The 17925-nt window shown below is 68.4% G+C and carries 16 protein-coding genes; 5 read left to right on the top strand and 11 right to left on the bottom strand.

What is annotated here, in order from left to right; genetic code table 11:
• Window positions 1-94: 94 nt before the first annotated feature.
• Window positions 95-2650, bottom strand: coding sequence for an ATP-dependent chaperone ClpB (gene clpB / locus ACWEKS_RS20570; RefSeq protein WP_354843326.1), 2556 nt, complete (start codon window positions 2648-2650; stop codon window positions 95-97).
• A 190-nt stretch (window positions 2651-2840) separates the two neighbouring features.
• On the opposite strand from clpB, the gene ACWEKS_RS20565 reads away from it, so the two are divergent.
• From ACWEKS_RS20565 to ACWEKS_RS20555, 3 genes are all read left to right on the top strand, one after another.
• A complete protein-coding gene (locus ACWEKS_RS20565) occupies window positions 2841-3818 on the top strand; it encodes an NADP-dependent oxidoreductase (RefSeq protein ID WP_452341566.1) in 978 nt (325 codons plus the stop codon).
• Window positions 3819-3952: 134 nt separating this feature from the next.
• On the top strand, window positions 3953-5113 hold the full coding sequence (locus tag ACWEKS_RS20560; RefSeq protein ID WP_354843320.1) for an FAD-binding oxidoreductase: 1161 nt from the start codon (window positions 3953-3955) through the stop codon (window positions 5111-5113).
• A 31-nt stretch (window positions 5114-5144) separates the two neighbouring features.
• On the top strand, window positions 5145-5930 hold the full coding sequence (locus ACWEKS_RS20555) for an FAD-binding oxidoreductase (protein ID WP_452341565.1): 786 nt from the start codon (window positions 5145-5147) through the stop codon (window positions 5928-5930).
• A 14-nt stretch (window positions 5931-5944) separates the two neighbouring features.
• Here ACWEKS_RS20555 and ACWEKS_RS20550 read toward each other — a convergent pair whose 3' ends face one another.
• From ACWEKS_RS20550 to ACWEKS_RS20520, 7 genes are all read right to left on the bottom strand, one after another.
• Complete coding sequence (locus ACWEKS_RS20550) at window positions 5945-7114, bottom strand: globin domain-containing protein (RefSeq protein ID WP_452341564.1); 1170 nt, start codon at window positions 7112-7114, stop codon at window positions 5945-5947.
• A 542-nt stretch (window positions 7115-7656) separates the two neighbouring features.
• A complete protein-coding gene (locus ACWEKS_RS20545; RefSeq protein ID WP_452341563.1) occupies window positions 7657-8052 on the bottom strand; it encodes a heat shock protein transcriptional repressor HspR in 396 nt (131 codons plus the stop codon).
• Complete coding sequence (dnaJ, locus tag ACWEKS_RS20540) at window positions 8052-9230, bottom strand: molecular chaperone DnaJ (protein WP_364619972.1); 1179 nt, start codon at window positions 9228-9230, stop codon at window positions 8052-8054. The genes ACWEKS_RS20545 and dnaJ overlap by 1 nt, the downstream gene beginning before the upstream one ends.
• Window positions 9231-9284: 54 nt before the next feature.
• On the bottom strand, window positions 9285-9869 hold the full coding sequence (gene grpE, locus ACWEKS_RS20535; protein WP_379401329.1) for a nucleotide exchange factor GrpE: 585 nt from the start codon (window positions 9867-9869) through the stop codon (window positions 9285-9287).
• Window positions 9870-9889: 20 nt separating this feature from the next.
• Window positions 9890-11728, bottom strand: coding sequence for a molecular chaperone DnaK (dnaK, locus tag ACWEKS_RS20530; RefSeq protein WP_364619978.1), 1839 nt, complete (start codon window positions 11726-11728; stop codon window positions 9890-9892).
• A gap of 294 nt (window positions 11729-12022) precedes the next feature.
• Window positions 12023-12793 (bottom strand): DUF1707 SHOCT-like domain-containing protein, encoded by a 771-nt coding sequence (locus ACWEKS_RS20525; protein ID WP_452341562.1) that lies wholly within the window; start codon window positions 12791-12793, stop codon window positions 12023-12025.
• A 9-nt stretch (window positions 12794-12802) separates the two neighbouring features.
• Window positions 12803-13873 (bottom strand): DUF1707 SHOCT-like domain-containing protein, encoded by a 1071-nt coding sequence (locus tag ACWEKS_RS20520; protein ID WP_452341561.1) that lies wholly within the window; start codon window positions 13871-13873, stop codon window positions 12803-12805.
• A gap of 163 nt (window positions 13874-14036) precedes the next feature.
• On the opposite strand from ACWEKS_RS20520, the gene ACWEKS_RS20515 reads away from it, so the two are divergent.
• Window positions 14037-14930 carry an LLM class flavin-dependent oxidoreductase gene (locus ACWEKS_RS20515; RefSeq protein ID WP_379401224.1) on the top strand — a complete coding sequence of 298 codons (894 nt, stop codon included), beginning with the start codon at window positions 14037-14039 and terminating at the stop codon, window positions 14928-14930.
• Between the two features lie 40 nt (window positions 14931-14970).
• Here ACWEKS_RS20515 and ACWEKS_RS20510 read toward each other — a convergent pair whose 3' ends face one another.
• Entirely contained in the window at window positions 14971-15456 is a 486-nt protein-coding gene (locus tag ACWEKS_RS20510) for an SRPBCC family protein (protein ID WP_452341560.1), read from the bottom strand.
• 124 nt (window positions 15457-15580) lie between these two features.
• On the opposite strand from ACWEKS_RS20510, the gene ACWEKS_RS20505 reads away from it, so the two are divergent.
• Entirely contained in the window at window positions 15581-16063 is a 483-nt protein-coding gene (locus ACWEKS_RS20505) for a winged helix-turn-helix transcriptional regulator (RefSeq protein WP_452341559.1), read from the top strand.
• Here ACWEKS_RS20505 and ACWEKS_RS20500 read toward each other — a convergent pair.
• Both ACWEKS_RS20500 and ACWEKS_RS20495 read right to left on the bottom strand, forming a co-directional pair.
• A complete protein-coding gene (locus ACWEKS_RS20500) occupies window positions 16052-16897 on the bottom strand; it encodes an RNA polymerase sigma factor (RefSeq protein WP_452341558.1) in 846 nt (281 codons plus the stop codon). The genes ACWEKS_RS20505 and ACWEKS_RS20500 overlap by 12 nt on opposite strands.
• A gap of 109 nt (window positions 16898-17006) precedes the next feature.
• Window positions 17007-17879 (bottom strand): haloalkane dehalogenase, encoded by an 873-nt coding sequence (locus ACWEKS_RS20495; RefSeq protein WP_452341557.1) that lies wholly within the window; start codon window positions 17877-17879, stop codon window positions 17007-17009.
• Window positions 17880-17925 lie beyond the last annotated feature (46 nt).

Below are 17925 nucleotides of genomic sequence, written 5' to 3'. Positions count from 1 at the left end.
ACCGTTACACCTCGAAACCGGCAAGGCTCGGTCGCCCGGGACGAGCAAGGCCCCCGCCGAGCCGAAGCTCGCGCGGGGGCCCGGGTCCGGGGGGTCAGCGGCCGACGATGAGGGTGTCGCCGTCGGGGGTGACGTTGACCTTCACCGTGTCACCGTCCTGCACCTCGCCGGCCAGCAGTTCCTTGGCGAGCGAGTCGCCGATGGCCTGCTGGATGAGGCGGCGCAGCGGGCGTGCGCCGTAGGCCGGGTCGTAACCGCGCACGGCCAGCCAGAAGCGGGCCGAGTCGGACACGTCCAGCTTCAGGCGGCGCTGGGACAGGCGCTTCTGCAGCTGGTTCAGCTGGATGTCGACGATCCGCTCCAGCTGTTCCTCGTCGAGCGCGTGGAACATGACCACGTCGTCGAGCCGGTTCAGGAACTCCGGCTTGAAGGCGCGGCGCACCGCGTTCATGACCGCGTCCTTGTCACCGCCCGCACCCAGATTGGAGGTCAGGATGAGGATGGTGTTGCGGAAGTCGACCGTGCGGCCCTGGCTGTCGGTCAGCCGGCCCTCGTCGAGCACCTGCAGCAGGATGTCGAAGACGTCCGGGTGGGCCTTCTCGATCTCGTCGAACAGCACCACCGTGTAGGGGCGTCGCCGCACCGCCTCGGTGAGCTGGCCGCCCTGGTCGTAGCCGACGTAGCCGGGGGGCGCACCGACCAGGCGGGCCACCGAGTGCTTCTCGCTGTACTCGCTCATGTCGATGCGGACCATGGCGCGCTCGTCGTCGAACAGGAAGTCCGCCAACGCCTTCGCGAGTTCGGTCTTACCGACACCGGTCGGGCCGACGAACATGAACGAGCCGGTGGGCCGGTTGGGGTCGGCGACCCCGGCCCGGGCGCGGCGCACGGCATCCGAAACCGCTTGCACGGCTTCCGGTTGCCCGACGACCCGGTTGCCCAGTTCGTCCTCCATGCGCAGCAGCTTCTGGGTCTCGCCCTCCATCATCTTGCCCACGGGGACACCGGTCCACGACGACACCACCTCGGCGATATCGTCCGGCCCGACCTCCTCCTTGAGCATGACGTCGCCGTCGGCGGCGGTCTTCGCCTTGGACTCGGCCTCGGCGAGTTCCTTCTCCAGCTTGGGGATTCGCCCGTACCGGAGTTCGGCGGCCTTGTTGTAGTCGCCGTCGCGCTCGGCCCGCTCGGATTCGCCCTTGAGCGACTCCAGCTCCTCCTTGAGCACGCTCACCGCGTCGATGGCCTGCTTCTCGTTCTGCCAGCGGGTCATCAGCTGGTTGAGCTTCTCGCGGTCGTCGGCGAGCTCCTGACGCAGCTTCTCCAGCCGCTGCTTGGACGCTTCGTCGGTCTCCTTGGCCAGCGCCACCTCTTCGATCTCGAGCCGCCGCACGACGCGTTCGATCTCGTCGATTTCCACTGGGCGGGAATCGATTTCCATGCGCAGCCGCGAGGCCGACTCGTCGACCAGGTCGATGGCCTTGTCCGGCAGGAACCGGGAGGTGATGTAGCGGTCGGACAGGGTCGCCGCGGCCACCAGCGCGGAGTCGGTGATCCGCACGTGGTGGTGGTTCTCGTAGCGCTCCTTGAGCCCGCGCAGGATGCCGACGGTGTCCTCCACCGACGGCTCGCCCACCAGCACCTGCTGGAACCGGCGTTCCAGGGCCGGGTCCTTCTCGATGTGCTGCCGGTATTCGTCGAGGGTGGTGGCGCCGACCAGCCGCAGCTCGCCGCGGGCCAGCATGGGCTTGATCATGTTGCCCGCGTCCATGGCGGATTCGCCGGTGGCGCCGGCGCCCACGATGGTGTGCAGCTCGTCGATGAACGTGATGATCTGTCCGGCAGAGGATTTGATCTCCTCCAGCACGGCCTTCAGCCGCTCCTCGAACTCACCGCGGTACTTGGCGCCGGCCACCATCGCGCCCAGGTCGAGCGAGACGAGCTTCTTGCCGCGCAACGATTCCGGGACGTCACCCGCCACGATGCGCTGGGCCAGGCCCTCCACGATGGCGGTCTTGCCGACGCCGGGCTCGCCGATCAGCACCGGGTTGTTCTTGGTGCGGCGGCTCAAAACCTGTACGACACGGCGGATTTCGGTGTCGCGGCCGATGACCGGGTCCAGCTTGCCCTCGCGGGCGGCGGCGGTCAGGTCGGTGGAGTACTTCTCCAGCGCCTGGTACGAGCCCTCCGGATCCGGCGAGGTGACACGGGCGTTGCCGCGCACGGCGGTGAAGGCCTCGCGCAGGGCGTCGGCGGTCGCGCCGTACTTCAGCAGCAGTTGCTGCACGTCGGAGTCACCGGCGGCCAGGCCGTAGACCAGGTGCTCGGTGGAGACGTATTCGTCGCCCAGCTCGGTGGCCAGCCGCTGCGCGGAGCTGAGCGCCGCGATGGCTTCGCGCCCGAGATTGGGGGTGGTGGTGGCGCCGGTGGCCCGGGGCAGCCGGTCCACGATCTCCTGGGCCTCGCGCCGCACCGTCGCCGGGTCGACTGCGACGGCCTTGAGCAGCGGTGCGGCGATGCCGTCGATCTGATCCAGCAACGCCACCAGCAAGTGCGCCGGACGGATTTCCGGGTTTCCGGCGACGGCGGCCGCCTGTTGCGCGGCGGTCAGGGCCGCCTGGGTCTTGGTGGTGGGATTGAACGAGTCCACTGTCACCTTCCTACTTGTCGTTGCTCTCTACAACGCGGCAGAAGTTGAGTCTGTTCCGCTCAAGTCTGACCAGTTTTCGACGCCAGGTCCAGAGTCCGAAGCCGGTTCCTACGCTACGCGTACGATGACTCCATTCGTTGACGCATCAGACCCGCTCATCCATCCCGGTTTCCGAAGAATGGAGCAGCACATGCGCGCGATCGTCGTCCGTGAATTCGGTGGCCGCCCCGAGCCCGCCGACATGCCCACCCCCGAGGCCGGACCGGGCCAGGTCCAGATCCAGCTCGAGGCCGCCGGGGTCAACCCGTTCGACCAGCGGATCATCGACGGCTTCCTGGACGGCCAACTGCCGCACGACTTTCCGCTGATCCCGGGCACCGACGGCGCGGGCACGATCAGCGCGGTGGGCGCGGGGGTGAACGACTTCGAGATCGGGGAGCGGGTGGTCGGGAAGTTCCTGAACCCGCCGGTCGGGCACGGCACCTTCGCGGAGTACATCGTGGTGCCGCACGACGGCGCCCTCGCCAAGCTGCCGGACGAGGTCTCCGCCATTCGCGGCGCCGCCCTGCCGACCGCGGGCATCACCGCCCTGGACCTCATGCACGCCGCCGGGGTCACCCGCAACCAGAAGGTGCTGGTCGTGGGCGCCTCGGGTGGCGTCGGCTCCTATCTGGTGCAGCTCGCGGCGCTCGCCGGCGCGCACGTCATCGCCACCGCCCGCCCCGACGACACCGATCGGATGATCCGGCTGGGCGCGACCGAGGTGGTGAACTACGGCCGGATCACCATCACCGACTCCCCCACCCACGCCGAGGGCTCGGAGTTGTCGGTCGCGGATTCGGTGCGGATCACCGATCCCGGCGGCATCGACGTGCTGTTCGATCTGGTCAGCCCGCCGCCGGTTTTCGCCGACAACGCGAGCCTGGTCAAGTCCGGCGGTTCGGCCTATTCGACCATCTGGTCCGCCGACGAGGCGGATCTGCAGGCCCGGGGCGTGCACGGCGGCAACCTCGAATCCCACGGCGGCGCAGCCGAATTGCGCGAGCTGCTGCGGATGGTCGGCGACGGCGACCTGATGGTCCCGATCAGCGCCATGCCGCCGCTGACCGAGGCCCCCGGCGTGATCGGCGCATCCGGCGCACGCGGCAAGATCGTCCTGGTGATCTGAACTCCGGGTTACGCCAATCGATCGGACTCCGGCTATATCCGTGCGACCACCGCGTTTTAAGGGATACTTGACGCGGAGGGCCGCCTGGCAGCAGGCGTTCCGGGGTAGCAGCACAGGAAGGAAAGCTCGACGTCGTGGATGCGCGTTCGGCAGCGCTGGTCCGCGCAAACTTTCGGACAGTCGTCGAGGCCCCCAACGGGCCGGAACGGCTGATCAGCGCGTTCTACGGTCATCTTTTCGCAGAAATTCCCGCCCTGCGGGAACTGTTCCCCTCCGCCATGGACATGCAGCCGAAACGGTTGGTCACGGCCATCTCGTTCGTGCTCGACAACCTGGAGGACTGGGATCGCGCGCAACGCTTCCTGGAGCAGCTCGCGCGCGACCATCGCAAGTACGGGGTGGAGGCGGCGCACTACGACATCGCCGGGCGCGCCCTGCTCCACGCCTTCCGCAGCTACAACGGCACCGCGAACTGGAGCCGGCAGCTGGAGGCGGGCTGGCGCGACATCACCATCCTGATCTCGGCGTCCATGGCCATCGGCGCCAATTCGGATAAGTCGCAACCGTATTGGGAGGCGACGGTGGTCGGGCACCGGCGGGTGGTGGACGATCTGGCCATCGTCCGTCTGCAGACCGACACCCCGATCCCCTATCAGGCCGGGCAGTACGTGCCGGTGGCCATTCCGCAGCGGCCCAAGATGTGGCGCTACCTGTCGCCGGCCATCCCCACCAATCCGTACGGCGAGATCGAGTTCCATGTGCGGAAGGTGCGCACCGGCTGGGTGAGCCCGGGCATCGTGAACGAGACCCAGGTCGGCGACCGGTGGATGATCGCCGCTCCGCTGGGTGGCCTGCACGTGGATCTGAGCCGCCGCAAGGACGTGCTCATGATCGGGTCCGGTACCGGCATCGCCCCGCTGCGGGCACAACTCATCGAGATGGGCCGGCGCGGCATCAATCCGCGCGTGCACCTGTTCATGGGCGGGCGCTACCCGTGTGATCTCTACGACGTGGAGAACATGTGGCAGCTCTCGCAGTCCAATCCGTGGCTCACGGTGGTCCCGGTCTGCGAGAACGAGACCAACCCGTGGTGGCACCCCTATCCGCCGGCCGAGACGCCGTTCGGCATGCATCGGCGGCTGATCGGCAATCTGGGCGCGGTGGTGGCCAGCTTCGGCGCCTGGGCCGACCGCCAGATCCAGATCGCCGGCTCGGCCCGCATGATCGCAGACACCAAGCGCGCCCTGCTCGCGGTGGGCACGCCGACGTCGGCGATAAGCTCGGATCCGGTGTAGTGCACGGCCTTTCGACAATCAGGAGTTATCGGTGACGCTCGGCCCGGACGAGACCGGAGAGCTCGCGCTCGGCGCGCAGACGGAGTGGAACGCCACGGTGGTGGGTGCGCACCGGCTGCGCGAGGACACCACGGTGGTGCGGCTGATCGGCGAGTTCGTGCCGTTCGCGGCGGGCCAGTCGGTGGAGGTGCGCACGCCGCAGCATCCGAACATGGTGCGCCGCCTGTATCCCGCGCTGCCGCCCTCGCTGGACGGCAAGCTGGAATTCCACGTGCGCACGGTGCCGGGCGGCTGGTGCAGCGGTTCCATCGTCGCCGACTCGCATCCGGGCGACGAATGGCGGATCAGCGCACCCGCGGGCTGGCTGGCGGTGGAGCCGGAGGCCACCGAGGTGGTCATGATCGCCGACGGGGTCGGGCTCGCGCCGATGCGGGCGCTGCTGCTGGATCTGTCGCGCCGGGAGCAGCCGCCGCGCACCCACCTGTTCGTGGGCGGTCGCTACCCGCGCGACCTCTACGCCTCCGACATGCTCTACCTGCTGACCGGCGAATTGCCGTGGCTCACGGTCGTTCCCGTGGTGCAGAACGAGTACGACCCGGATTTCGTCGACACCTGGTACGAGCAGTGCCGGGTGGACATCGGCTTCCGCCCGGAGGAGATGATGCCGGGCACCATCGCCGACATCCCGGAACGCTTCGGCCCGCTGGACCACCACCAGATCCTGGTCTGCGGCGGCGCGGCCATGGTTCGCAACACCATCGATCAACTGGTCGCCATCGGCGCGCCCGCGGAAGCCATTCGCTACGAAGGCTTCTGAGGGTTCCACCACGCTCAGAACAAGGGGTCGTGGCGGATGTTCTCGGTGGGGGTGCCCGCGGCCATGAGTCGGAACTTGGTGGTCTGCACCATGGACGGCGCGCCGACGATCTGCACGTCCCGGTCGTCCCAGGAGCCGTGGCTCGCCACGATCTTGCCGATCTGACCGACCACCCGCGGCTGCAGGCCCGGATACTCGCGGGTCCCGTCGGAGTCGTCGAAGTGCCACCACGGGTTCTCGGTGGATTCGGTGACCGGGTGCACGCTGAGCCACTTGTTGGCGCAGGCCAATTGGCTCAGCACCTCGAGATCGTAGAGATCGCACGGGTAGTGGCCGCCGACGAACACATCCACCTTGGGGTTGGAGCGCCGGGCGGTCATGGCCATGAGCTGTGCGCGCAGCGGGGCGATGCCGGTGCCGCAGCCGATCATGAGCAGCTTGCGGCGGGTGTTGCGGGGCACGCCGAGCCCGCCCAGTGGCGAGCCGATCAGCCACTGTTCGCCGACCCGGCTGTGGCCGACCATGGCCGGGCTGACCCAGCCGCCGGTGACGCCGCGGATGTGGAATTCCAGTTCGCCGCCGGCGTTGGCGGGGATGGACGGGGACAGGTAGCGCCACATGCGCGGGCGGGACGGGATCTGCACGCTCATGTACTGACCGGCCGCGTACTGCATGGGCTGGTCCAGCCGCAGGCGCACGATGGCCAGGTTGCGCAGTACTTCCCGATGCTCGATGACGGTGCCGGTCCATACCGGCGGGGTGGTCTCCCGCTCGGCCGCGTTGATCATGGTGTCGGCGATGACGCCGATGCCCTCGTCCCAGGCGCGCCCGATCTCGTCGGTCCAGATCTCGGTGCCGGCGTAGGCCTCCAGCGCGCTCTTGAGCGATTTCCCCACGGCCTCATAGTGTTCGGCCACCACCCCGTACTTGCGGTGATCACGCCCGAGCTGGGCCAGGAAGGGCAGCAACCGGTCCGGCTCCTCCAGCCGGTCCACCACGTAGGCGATGGCCTTCACCAGCCGGTCACGCTGGGCATCCAGGGCTGCGGGGAAGTGGTCGCGAACGTGGGGGTACTCCGTGAAGAGGATGGCGTAGAACGATCGCGCGAGTTTCTCGGAGCCACCTTCTTCCGCAGCAACCGCCTTGAACGTTGTTCTTATCAATGCGACGGTGCGCGAATCCATGTGTGTCACAACCCCATTTCGCAATCGAACGCAGGCGTGACCGGCGAGTGAAGTGCTCCGGGACACTCGACAGCAGCCGTTGCCAAGCCAGTGTAAGCGAGGTTAGCCAGCAACGGAACGGGACGTTTCAATAACACGGCCTTTATTCCTCGAAAACGTGAATGTCGCGGGGTATCCGAGCCGAAAACAGACTGTTCAACCGGAACACGCCGTGGGACACAGGCTTTCGGACGGACAACCTGCCTGATCCGTTTTGCAAGACTCAAGAAAACAGCGATCCTGCCGCAACTGCGCCCGTCCTTGAATTCCCTTGCAGCATAGGGACAAAACTCACGATTGGCATCAATTTATAACGTACCGGTCCGTTTGTAATTCACCGACGCCAAGAAATTCGCCAATCCCACAGTTCCCATTGGCGACTCAGCACATTACCCGCAACAATCACGAGCGGGCGAACCGACCCGCGTCCGCCAGGCGCGGACCACGACGAAAATGAAGGCGGCACCCCGGGATCCGGGGTGCCGCCTTCCACTTCTCTTGCCCTACTGCGGCTTACGCCGGTTTCGGGGCTGCCACACCACGAGAGCGGTGCTGCGCTGCGGCGGGGTCAGGTCGGGGCGGTACCCCGACCGGAGCCTTTCCATCTCGGCGGTCAACTCGCTCACCCGCTGCTGCAGCTCCTCCACCTGGTTGGTGAGTTCGATGATCCGTTTGATGCCGGCCAGGTTCACGCCCTCGTCCTGAGACAGGCGCTGCACCTCGCGGAGCAGCTCCACATCCCGGTCCGAGTAGCGCCGCCCGCCGCCCGAGGTGCGTTGCGGCGAAACCAGACCCAGCCGGTCATAGGTGCGCAGCGTCTGGGCGTGCATGCCCGCCAGCTGCGCGGCCACCGAGATCAGGAAGTACTGGGCCTCGGTCTTCTTCGGATCGGAACTCATTACGCACCTGCCCATCCCGCACGTGGATCGAACCCGCTGGTCTTCTCCGCCTCCGCGTAGCGCCGCAGCGCCTCGGCGGCATTGTCGTCCAGCTTCTGCGGTACCGCGACCTTCACCGTGACCAGCAGGTCACCGGCGCCGCCGTCACGCTTGGGCACACCGCGCCCGCGCACCCGCAGGGTCCGGCCGTCGGCGGTGCCCGGCGGCACCTTGACGCCGACACGGCCGTCCAGGGTGGGCACGGAAACCGTGGTACCCAGCACCAGTTCGGAGTACGAGACCGGCAGCACCAGGGTCAGGTCGTCGCCATTGCGGCCGAAGACCTTGTCCTGGCTGACGTGCACGGTGACGTACAGGTCGCCCGGAGGCGCGCCGCGCAGGCCCGCCTCGCCCTGACCGGCCAGCCGGATCCGCTGCCCGTCGCGCACGCCCGGGGGAATACGCACGGTGATGGTGCGGGTCCGGTTCTGGATGCCGCTGCCGCGGCAGTCGACACACGGGTCGTCGATGATCGACCCGGTGCCCCGGCAGTCCTCGCACGGCTCGCTGAAGCCGAACGCGCCCTGGTTCCGGCTGACCACACCGGTGCCATTGCAGTGCGGGCAGACTCGCGGGCTGGTGCCCGGCTTGGCACCACTGCCGTGGCAGGTGGTGCAGGCGGCCGGGCTGGTCATGCGCAGCGGGACGGTCACGCCCTGGGCGGCCTCGCGGAAGCCGAGGGTGGTCTCGGTCTCCACATCCGAACCGCGTCGCGGACGCGACGAGGTCCGGGTGCCACCGCGATTGAACAGTCCGCCCAGCAGATCGCCCAGGCCGCCGTCGGCGCCACCGGCTCCGGCGCCCGCGCCGAAGATGTCGCCGAGGTTGAACTCGCCGGAGAACCCGCCGCCGGGCTGGCCGTAGCCACCCCCGGGCGAGAACCCGCCGCGGCCGAAACCGCCGCCGGCGAACAGCTTCCGGGCCTCGTCGTACTCCTTGCGCTTCTCCGGATCCGACAGCACGGCGTTCGCCTCGCTGACGGCCTTGAACCGCTCCTCGGCCGTGCTGTCCCCGGGGTTCTTGTCCGGGTGCAGGTCACGGGCCAGCTTGCGGTAGGCCTTCTTGATCTCGTCCTGGGTGGCGCCGGAGGAAACACCCAGATCCTTGTAGAAGTCCTTCTCGAGCCACTCTCGATTCACCGGGCATCTCCTCCTTTCCGTGTTGTCGGTGACGCCGGGGGCGTCTGTGCGTTGTTAATCAGTGCCAGCGGCATCGGTGCCAGCGTTCGTCGTATCCGGCTGCGCCGCAGCCAGATCCGCTACACCGTCGGTGACGCCGACCAGCGCGTGCCGCAGCACGCGATCGCCGAAGCGGTAGCCCTTGCGCATCACCATCCCGAGGATCGGGTCCGCGCCACTGCCCTCGTGCTGCACGGCCTCGTGCAGGGTCGGGTCGAAAGGCTCACCCTCCGAACCGAATTCCTCGAGGCCCTGCTTCTGCAGGGCGGTGACCAGCTTGTCCGCGACCGACTTGAGCGGCCCGTTGTCGAGGTCACCGTGCGCGCGGGCGCGATCCAGATCGTCGAGCACCGGGAGCAGTTCGCCCACGACCGCGGCCTTGGCGGTGTCGATGGCGGCCTTGCGGTCGCGCTCGACGCGGCGGCGGTAGTTGGCGTACTCCGCGGTCAGACGCTGCAGATCGGCGGTGCGCTCGGCCAATTCGGCCGTGATCGCGTCGGCGAGGGCATCCTCACTGACCTCGGGAGTTCCCTCGGCCCCGAGGGCCGCGGCGGTGTCCGCCGCGGCCTCGAAGACCTCACCCGTGGCCGAGTCGACCATGTTTTCCGGGTTCTGGTTCGTCACTTCTTCTCAGGCTCCTCGACGACTTCGGCGTCCACGACGGTGTCATCGGACTGCGGCGCGCCCGCGCCGTTGCCCTGGGCGGCCTGGTCCGCGGCCGAGGCCTCGTAGATGGCCTGGCCCAGCGCCTGCGACTCGGTGGCGAGCTTCTCCACCGCGGTCTTGATGACCGAGATGTCGGTGCCCTTGAGCGCCTCGTTCGCCTCCGCGATGGCCGCCTCGACCTTGGTCTTGACGTCCGCCGGGACCTTGTCCTCGTTGTCCTTGATGAACTTCTCGGTCTGGTGCACCAGCGACTCGGCCTGGTTGCGGGTCTCCGCCTCCTCGCGACGCGCCTTGTCCTCGGCCGCGTGCGCCTCAGCGTCCTTCACCATGCGGTCGATCTCCTCCTTGGACAGGCCGGAGCCGTCCTGGATCTTGATCGTGTTCTCCTTGCCGGTGCCCTTGTCCTTGGCGGTGACGTGAACGATGCCGTTGGCGTCGATGTCGAAGGTGACCTCGATCTGCGGCACGCCGCGCGGGGCCGGCGGGATGCCGGTCAGCTCGAACGATCCGAGCAGCTTGTTGTGCGAAGCGATCTCGCGCTCACCCTGGAAGACCTGGATCTGCACGGACGGCTGGTTGTCGTCGGCCGTGGTGAAGGTCTCCGACCGCTTGGTCGGAATGGTGGTGTTGCGCTCGATCAGCTTGGTCATCACGCCGCCCTTGGTCTCGATGCCCAGCGACAGCGGGGTGACATCGAGCAGCAGGACGTCCTTGACCTCACCCTTGAGCACACCGGCCTGCAGGGCGGCGCCGACGGCGACGACCTCGTCCGGGTTCACGCCCTTGTTGGGCTCCTTGCCGCCGGTCAGTTCCTTGACCAGGTCGGACACGGCGGGCATCCGGGTCGAACCACCAACGAGCACAACGTGATCGATGTCGCCGACCGAGATGCCGGCGTCCTTGATGACCGACTGGAACGGCTTGCGGGTGCGGTCCAGCAGATCCGAGGTGATCTTCTGGAACTCGGCGCGGGTCAGCTGCTCGTCGAGGAACAGCGGGTTCTTGTCCGCGTCGACCGTGATGTAGGGCAGGTTGATCGAGGTCGACTGCGAGGACGACAGCTCGATCTTGGCCTTCTCGGCAGCCTCGCGCAGACGCTGCATGGCCATCTTGTCCTTGGTCAGGTCGATGCCCGAGGTGCCCTTGAACTTGTCGACCAGCCAGCCGACGATGCGCTCGTCCCAGTCGTCGCCACCGAGGTGGTTGTCACCGGAGGTGGCGCGGACCTCGACGACGCCCTCGCCGATCTCCAGCAGCGAGACGTCGAAGGTGCCGCCACCGAGGTCGAAGACCAGGATGGTCTGTTCCTTGTCGCCCTTGTCGAGGCCGTAGGCCAGCGCGGCCGCGGTGGGCTCGTTGACGATGCGGAGCACGTTCATGCCCGCGATCTGACCGGCCTCCTTGGTGGCCTGGCGCTGCGCGTCCTCGAAGTAGGCGGGGACGGTGATCACGGCGTCGGTGATCTCTTCACCCAGGTAGGCCTCGGCGTCGCGCTTCAGCTTCATCAGCACGCGCGCGGAGATCTCCTGCGGGGTGTACTTCTTGCCGTCGATGTCGACAGACCAGTCCTCGCCCATGTGGCGCTTGACGGACCGGATGGTGCGGTCGACGTTGGTGACGGCCTGGTTCTTGGCGGGCTGACCGACGAGCACCTCACCGTTCTTGGCGAAAGCGACGATCGACGGCGTGGTGCGCGATCCTTCCGAGTTGGCCACGACGACCGGTTCGCCGCCTTCGAGAACGGCGATGACAGAGTTCGTGGTCCCGAGGTCGATACCGACCGCACGAGCCATGGTGGTTCCTCCTAGTTGACGTACCTGAGCGCCCCGGAATCCCTTCCGAGCGACTCCGGCGCACTGCATTCCCAGTAACACTGAGCGTGGTCGGCTCAATCCTGCACCCGCCGGCGGCGGTGCGCAACTTGAACTTGAGTCCGACTCGCTCAACCTTGCTGACCTGTCCCAACGGGGACCGCACGTCATCTATTCCGCGCGGCACAAAAAAAATTCTTCGCGGACAGGCGCGACTCGCCGCCCTCGTGCCCACACCGGTCGGTGCAACTACCGACGGGCCGGGACCGTGACCGATCAGCTGGGCGGGTAGATCGCGATCGGCTCGCCGGCGGCGGTGACCTTGAAGTAGCCGTGCTGGGAGCCGTCGTCGACGTAGACGGTCACCACCGGACTGCCATCGGCGCTCCGGGCGATCTCGACGTGGCCGATCCGGCCGTTGGGCACGCCCGCCGACTGCGGAGCCCCGGCGAGCAGGCCCGCGATCTTCTTCAGATCCAGGACCGACATGTCGAAGATGTCCATGCCCGGAGACCGGGCGATGTCGTCATAGGAGTGGAAGCTGCCGTCGTAACGGATGTGCGCGTCACGTGGCGCCGACGGATCCTGGCGCCGCTCGATGATCACGTAGGTGGGATAGAGGAGAACCTGATCGGCCTTGGTGTCGCCGAAGTGGTCCCGGTAGGCCGCGACGAAACTGGCCAGGCCCGGGCCCGTGGTCGGGTCCGGCAGCGCGGGTGTCGGTGCGGCCGTGCGCGAGACGCAACCCGCGAACGCGCCGAGCAGGGCCGCGGCCACCAGGATCGCGGCGGCGACCCGCATGCGAGTGGACGGATCGCGCCGATTCGCCCGCACCACAGGCGAATTCACCAGATTGGCGGGAATCTGCAGATCCTCCAGCACCGCGTCCAGGTCGCCGAAGGTCTTGGCCGCCATGGCCTTCGCGGTCCGGTGGGTGTGTTCGGCCGCGGTGAGCTCGCCGGCGTCCCGGGCGGTGTCGAGCAGGGTGCAGGCGTCCACGCGATCGGTGTCACGGGCCCGCAGTCCCTGGGAGCGTGCATCAGCCATGATCTCGACCTATCCCCCGAACGCCAGGGTCCGCACGATCCGGCCGTCGAGGGTCGCCACGAGGTAGCCGTTCTCATTGGCCTTGTTGCCCACATAGATACGAACGATCGGCCCGCTGCCGGACCCTTCGATGTCGAGGTAGCTGACCGTGCCCTGATCCACCTTGGTGAGGGCCGGGGCCCGGGCCGCGAGCGCGGCGATGGCCGGCACGTTCAGCGCGGCCAGATCCGCGGTCGGCGTCTGCGGCGATCGGGTCTGCGGCTGGTCACCCTGGTCGAAGCCGCCGCGATAGGTGTAGCGCACCTTGCGGTTGGCCTGGGTCCCGCGGGTGACCACCGCGTAGCCGGGGAACAGGTCGACCTCGTCGACGATGGTGTCGCCGAACTTGGCGCGATAGGCGTCCCGGAAGTAGCCGATGCCCTCGGCCTCGGTAAGTTTCGGCCGGGGCAGCACCATCGGCCCGATCACACCCAGGTCGACCGCGGGCGGTCCGGCCGCCAGGGTGGCGGGGCGATCCACGGCCACGAACGTGCCCACCGCGACCGCGATACTCAGGGCCGCGACGCCGGCGGCGAACCAGTTCTCGCGCCGCGACTTCGGCGGGGCGGGATCCGGCGGGGCGTCGCCGGACCGCTGCAGATCATCGGTGAGCTGGGCCAGTTCGCCCAATGTCCGCGCCTCGCCGGCGAGTTCGGTGAGGGTGCGATGGTCGGCGACGCTCAGCTGCCCGTCCGCGCGGGCGGCGTCGAGCAGGGTGCAGGTGGCCTGGCGGTCGCTGTCGCGGGCCCGGGTGCGCGGCGGATAGCCGCCCGCGGACGGCCGTCGCACCCGCCGGCCGGCGGGCGTGAGGCCGGCGGTCTTGGTGCTCGGCTGCAGGTCGCCGATGAGCCGTTGCAGTTCGCCGAGGGTCTGTGCGGTCTGCGCCCGCTCGGACCGCTGGTGGTACTCCTCGACCGCGAGCTCGCCCTCCTCGAAGGCGGCGTCGAGCAGCGCCCGCGCGTTGACGCGGTCGAGGTCCCGCGCCCGCATCCGCCCGGCCGCGGGCGAATCCCCGGGCGGTCCGGACGATTTCGAGCTCACGCGGGGATCGTAAACGGAACCTGGCCGTACCGCGCGGTTTCCGGCAGGGCGGTGAGCAGGGGCGGGACACGCCCGGGATGCGCGCAGACGTCCGAAATGCCGGTGTTGCACGCAACCGCCCACGAAGATCGTGAGCGTCGATTTCCGCTGGTGAGGAGGCGCGATGCAGGCACGGTTCGGTATTTCGATCCCGCCCGTCGCGGCCGCGCTGCCGGACGTCATCGATATGGCCGTGGCCGCCGACGCCGAGGGGCTGGATCTGGTGGCCATCCAGGACCATCCCTACAACGCGCAGTTCGGCGACACCTTCGCGGTGATCGGGGCCTGCCTGGCGGCCACCGGCCGGGTCAGCCTGTATCCGGGCGTGGCGAATCTGCCGCTGCGCACGCCCGCCATGATCGCCAAGCAGGCCGCCACCTTCGACCTGCTCAGCGGCGGGCGCTTCGAATTGGGTTTGGGGGCGGGCGCTTTCGAGAGCGGCGTGGTGGCCATGGGCGGGCCCGCCCGCAAGGGCCGGTCCGCGCTCATGGCCCTGGCCGAGAGCATTGCCATCATCCGGGCGGAATGGCGGCCCGGGCAGCTGGTGTCCGTGGTAGGCACCGAATACACGGTGCAGGGCATCGAGGGCGGGCCCGCGCCCGCGCACAATATCGGGATCTGGCTGGGCGCCATGGGCCCGCACGCGCTGGACCTGATCGGCTCGGCGGCCGACGGATGGGTTGCGCCGCTGCCGAATTGGATGCCCTGGGAGCAGTGGGCCGGAGCCAATGCCCGCATCGACGCGGTGGCGCGCTCGCTCGGGCGGGATCCGCGCACCATCACCCGGCTGGCGGCGCTGCCCGGCGTGGTGAGCGACCGGTCGCTACACCCGGATCCCCATGGCTCCGACCCGATTCACGGCTCCCCGGAGGAGTGGGCGGACATCATCGTCCGCCTGGCCCGCGACGCCGGGTTCGACACCTTCATCTACTGGCCGCCCGGCTTCGACGTCGACCAGGTGCAGCGTTTCGCGCGACAGGTGGTGCCCATCGCGCGAAAGCTCCTGGGCGACGGCTGAACCCGCGATCGGAGCGCCGTTCGCGGACCTCCTCGAGGTGCTACCGCGCCGCCTTCGCGGCCTCGACCGCCTCCACCTCGGCGGGCAGTTCACCGGGCTGACCGACGCCGGTGGTGATCAGGTCGCGCAGGCTCTCGGTGATGTAGAACGTCCACGCCGGGGAGCAGGCGTCGTAGCACTCGTAGTCGGGAACGAGCCCGATGTGGGTGAAGCGGAGTTCGGTGCCGCCGGCGGTTTCGGTGATGTCGAAATGGATTTCGGTATTCACCCATTCGGTCTTGTCCTGGACGAAGGACAGCCAGGCGTCCTTGACCAGCCAGACCACGCGGCGGTTCGGCACCACCTCGGTCAGCTCGATATCGCTGCGGTGGACGCCGGGCACCTCGAAGACGAAAGTGTCGCCCTGGCGCTCGGTGCCGCCCGTAATGCCCTTCCCCCACCACCCGCGGGCGTTCAGGACGGCGGCGAAGACCTCGGCGGGGGTGCGGTCGACGGTGACGCTGGTGGTGAAGTTCTGATCGGTCATGGCAGGTCCCATTTCTTTCCTGAACACACAGGACGGGTCGGAGCGGACTGTCTCGCGAGAACTTACTTGCATAACGATAGTGGGGTCACTTGCATCACACAAGCAGATGAGCCAATCTGGATACATGTTGGGACGCATGTACGACGGGGAGGTGTGCTCGGCCGCGCGCACGCTGGAGATCGTCGGCGAGCGCTGGAGCCTGCTCATCGTGCGCAATGCCATGTTCGCCGGGATGACCCGGTTCACCGAGTTCCAGCGCTCGCTCGGCATCGCGCCGAACATCCTCACCAAGCGGCTCGCCGAATTCGTCGAGGCCGGAATCTTCGAGCAGCGCAGCGGCACCGGCAGCGGCCACCCCGAATATCTGCTCACCGCCAAGGGACTCGACCTGAAACCGGTCATCCTCGCGCTCACCGACTGGGGCGACCGCTGGGCGGCGCCGGACGGACCGCCGGTCAGCTACCGGCACACCGGATGCGGCGGGAGAGTCGATGTGCACCTGGAATGTTCGGACTGCGACGCCAGCCCCGACCTGGCAGCGGTGACGGCCGAACTCGCGCCGTGGGCGTACGAGATGAAGTACGGGACGCCCGCGTCACTCCAGTAGCGGGAACCGCCCCGAACGCAGCAGCCCGGCGATGGCCTCCAGCTTCGCCTGCGGCGCGGCGTAATCCGGATGCGCGCCGAGCACGGCGGCGGCATCGTGCAGGCGCACCATCTGCCGCTCCGCCTCCTCCACACTGCGCCCGCCCGGCGTGATCGGGTGCGCGGCGAAGGCAGGACGGCGCGGATCCACCCGGCCCAGCTCGAGGGCCTTCTCCACCCGCCGCGAGCACCGGCAGAACGCCTGGGGATTCGCCAGCCCGCAGGTGGATTGCAGGAAGTTCCCGAGCCGTTTCTTGGCCCGCTCCACCCGTTTCCGATACGCGGCGGGTGTCGCGCCGACGATCCAGGCGGCCTCCTCCGAGCTCACCTCGAAGACATCGGAGAGTACGTACGCCACGCGTTCGTCGCGGCCCAGGCACTGCAGCATGGCCTGGCTGCAGTTGAGCCGCACCTCGTGGGTGAGCAGCGCGGACTCCGGCCCGCGGTAATCCTCCTCGGCCAGGCCGTCTTTCAGTCCCTCGCCGAACTGGTCGAGGCTGAGCTGCTGCGCTTCCTGCGGCGTCTGCCGCTTCAGATTCAGCAGGTAGTTGACGCCGATGCGGTAGGCCCAGGTGGTGAGCCGGGCCTCGCCGCGCCAGGTCGCGAGATTGCCGACCACCCGCAGCAGGATCTCCTGGGTGGCGTCCTCGGCGTCGGCGGGCCGCCACACCATGCGCAATGCCAGCCGGTAGATCGGATCCTGCAGCAGCCGAACGACATCCGAGACGGCGGCGCGATCGCCCTCGACGGCCCGTGCGACGAGCGCGCGCTCGTCGATGTCCGATCCGGTGTCCATATCGCCAGCATAGGGATCGCGGGGCGCACCATGGTGCGCCCCGCGATGAGCCCTGCCACGGCGAAACCGGGCTAACCGGTCGAACCGCCCGGCCGTGCGACCCGGCGGATCAGGCCACGGCCGCAGTGGCGGTGAGGGCGTGGCGGTGGATCCACTGCGCGACCGCCTGCCCGATGGCATCGGGCTGGTCCTCGGGGCAGTGATGCCCCGCCGGTCCGATATTCGCGAGCTCGGCGGCGGCGAAGGTCCGCTCCGCCCACTCCATCACCTCCGGCGAGCCGAGGCCGACACCGTCCTCGACGTGCATGACCAGCTTCGGCACCTCGGGGCTCGCGGCCATCCACCGGTCGTAGTTCTCGATGATGGCGACCACGTCGACCGGCTCTCCCTCCAGCGGGAATTCGCGCGGCCACGCCAGCATCGGCCGGCGGGACTCCGGGGTCGGGTAGGGCGCGCGGTAGGCGTCCAGGGCCTCGGGGCTCAGATTCCGGGTGGCGGCCGGCAGGTTGAATTCGATGAACATATTGCGTTCCAGCACCATCTCCTCGCCCTCGGGAGAACGGAAGCGGCGGAACAGTTCCGCGCCCTGCGGCGGCATCTCCGACCAGCGCATCGGCCGCAGGAAGGTCTCCACCACGGCGATACCGCGCACCCGCTCGGGATGCCTTGCGGCCCAGTGCATTCCGAGTGCGCCGCCCCAGTCGTGGCCCACGATCACGACCTGGTCCAGGCCCAGGGCGTCGAACCAGGCATCCAGGTAGCGGGCGTGATCGACGAAGCGGTAGTCGCCGGCCGGCTTGCCGGAGGCGCCCATGCCGATGAGATCGGGTGCCAGGGCGCGGGTCTCGCCGCTCACGTGCGGGATCACATTGCGCCAGAGGTAGGAGGAGGTGGGGTTGCCGTGCAGGAACACGACGGGCACCGCACCGCTGCCGGTGTCGGTGTAGTTGATGAACGAGTCCAGAACGTCGATGGTGGCCATCGTCGGTGTCCTTCCGGGTGAGTTGCCTACACCTGGTTGGACACGC

The sequence above is a fragment of the Nocardia sp. NPDC004711 genome (assembly GCF_053601595.1).
The sequence above is the reverse complement of the archived record's forward strand: the minus strand, read 5'-3'. Positions and strand labels throughout refer to the sequence as shown.

Excerpts from the sequence above, each read along its gene's own strand:
- ACWEKS_RS20565 (WP_452341566.1), top strand. The coding sequence starts at position 2,841 with ATGCGCGCGATCGTCGTCCGTGAATTCGGTGGCCGCCCCGAGCCCGCC.
- ACWEKS_RS20550 (WP_452341564.1), bottom strand. The coding sequence starts at position 7,114 with ATGGATTCGCGCACCGTCGCATTGATAAGAACAACGTTCAAGGCGGTT.
- ACWEKS_RS20545 (WP_452341563.1), bottom strand. The coding sequence starts at position 8,052 with ATGAGTTCCGATCCGAAGAAGACCGAGGCCCAGTACTTCCTGATCTCG.
- grpE (WP_379401329.1), bottom strand. The coding sequence starts at position 9,869 with ATGGTCGACTCGGCCACGGGTGAGGTCTTCGAGGCCGCGGCGGACACC.
- dnaK (WP_364619978.1), bottom strand. The coding sequence starts at position 11,728 with ATGGCTCGTGCGGTCGGTATCGACCTCGGGACCACGAACTCTGTCATC.
- ACWEKS_RS20525 (WP_452341562.1), bottom strand. The coding sequence starts at position 12,793 with ATGGCTGATGCACGCTCCCAGGGACTGCGGGCCCGTGACACCGATCGC.
- ACWEKS_RS20515 (WP_379401224.1), top strand. The coding sequence starts at position 14,037 with ATGCAGGCACGGTTCGGTATTTCGATCCCGCCCGTCGCGGCCGCGCTG.
- ACWEKS_RS20510 (WP_452341560.1), bottom strand. The coding sequence starts at position 15,456 with ATGACCGATCAGAACTTCACCACCAGCGTCACCGTCGACCGCACCCCC.
- ACWEKS_RS20505 (WP_452341559.1), top strand. The coding sequence starts at position 15,581 with ATGTTGGGACGCATGTACGACGGGGAGGTGTGCTCGGCCGCGCGCACG.
- ACWEKS_RS20500 (WP_452341558.1), bottom strand. The coding sequence starts at position 16,897 with ATGGACACCGGATCGGACATCGACGAGCGCGCGCTCGTCGCACGGGCC.
- ACWEKS_RS20495 (WP_452341557.1), bottom strand. The coding sequence starts at position 17,879 with ATGGCCACCATCGACGTTCTGGACTCGTTCATCAACTACACCGACACC.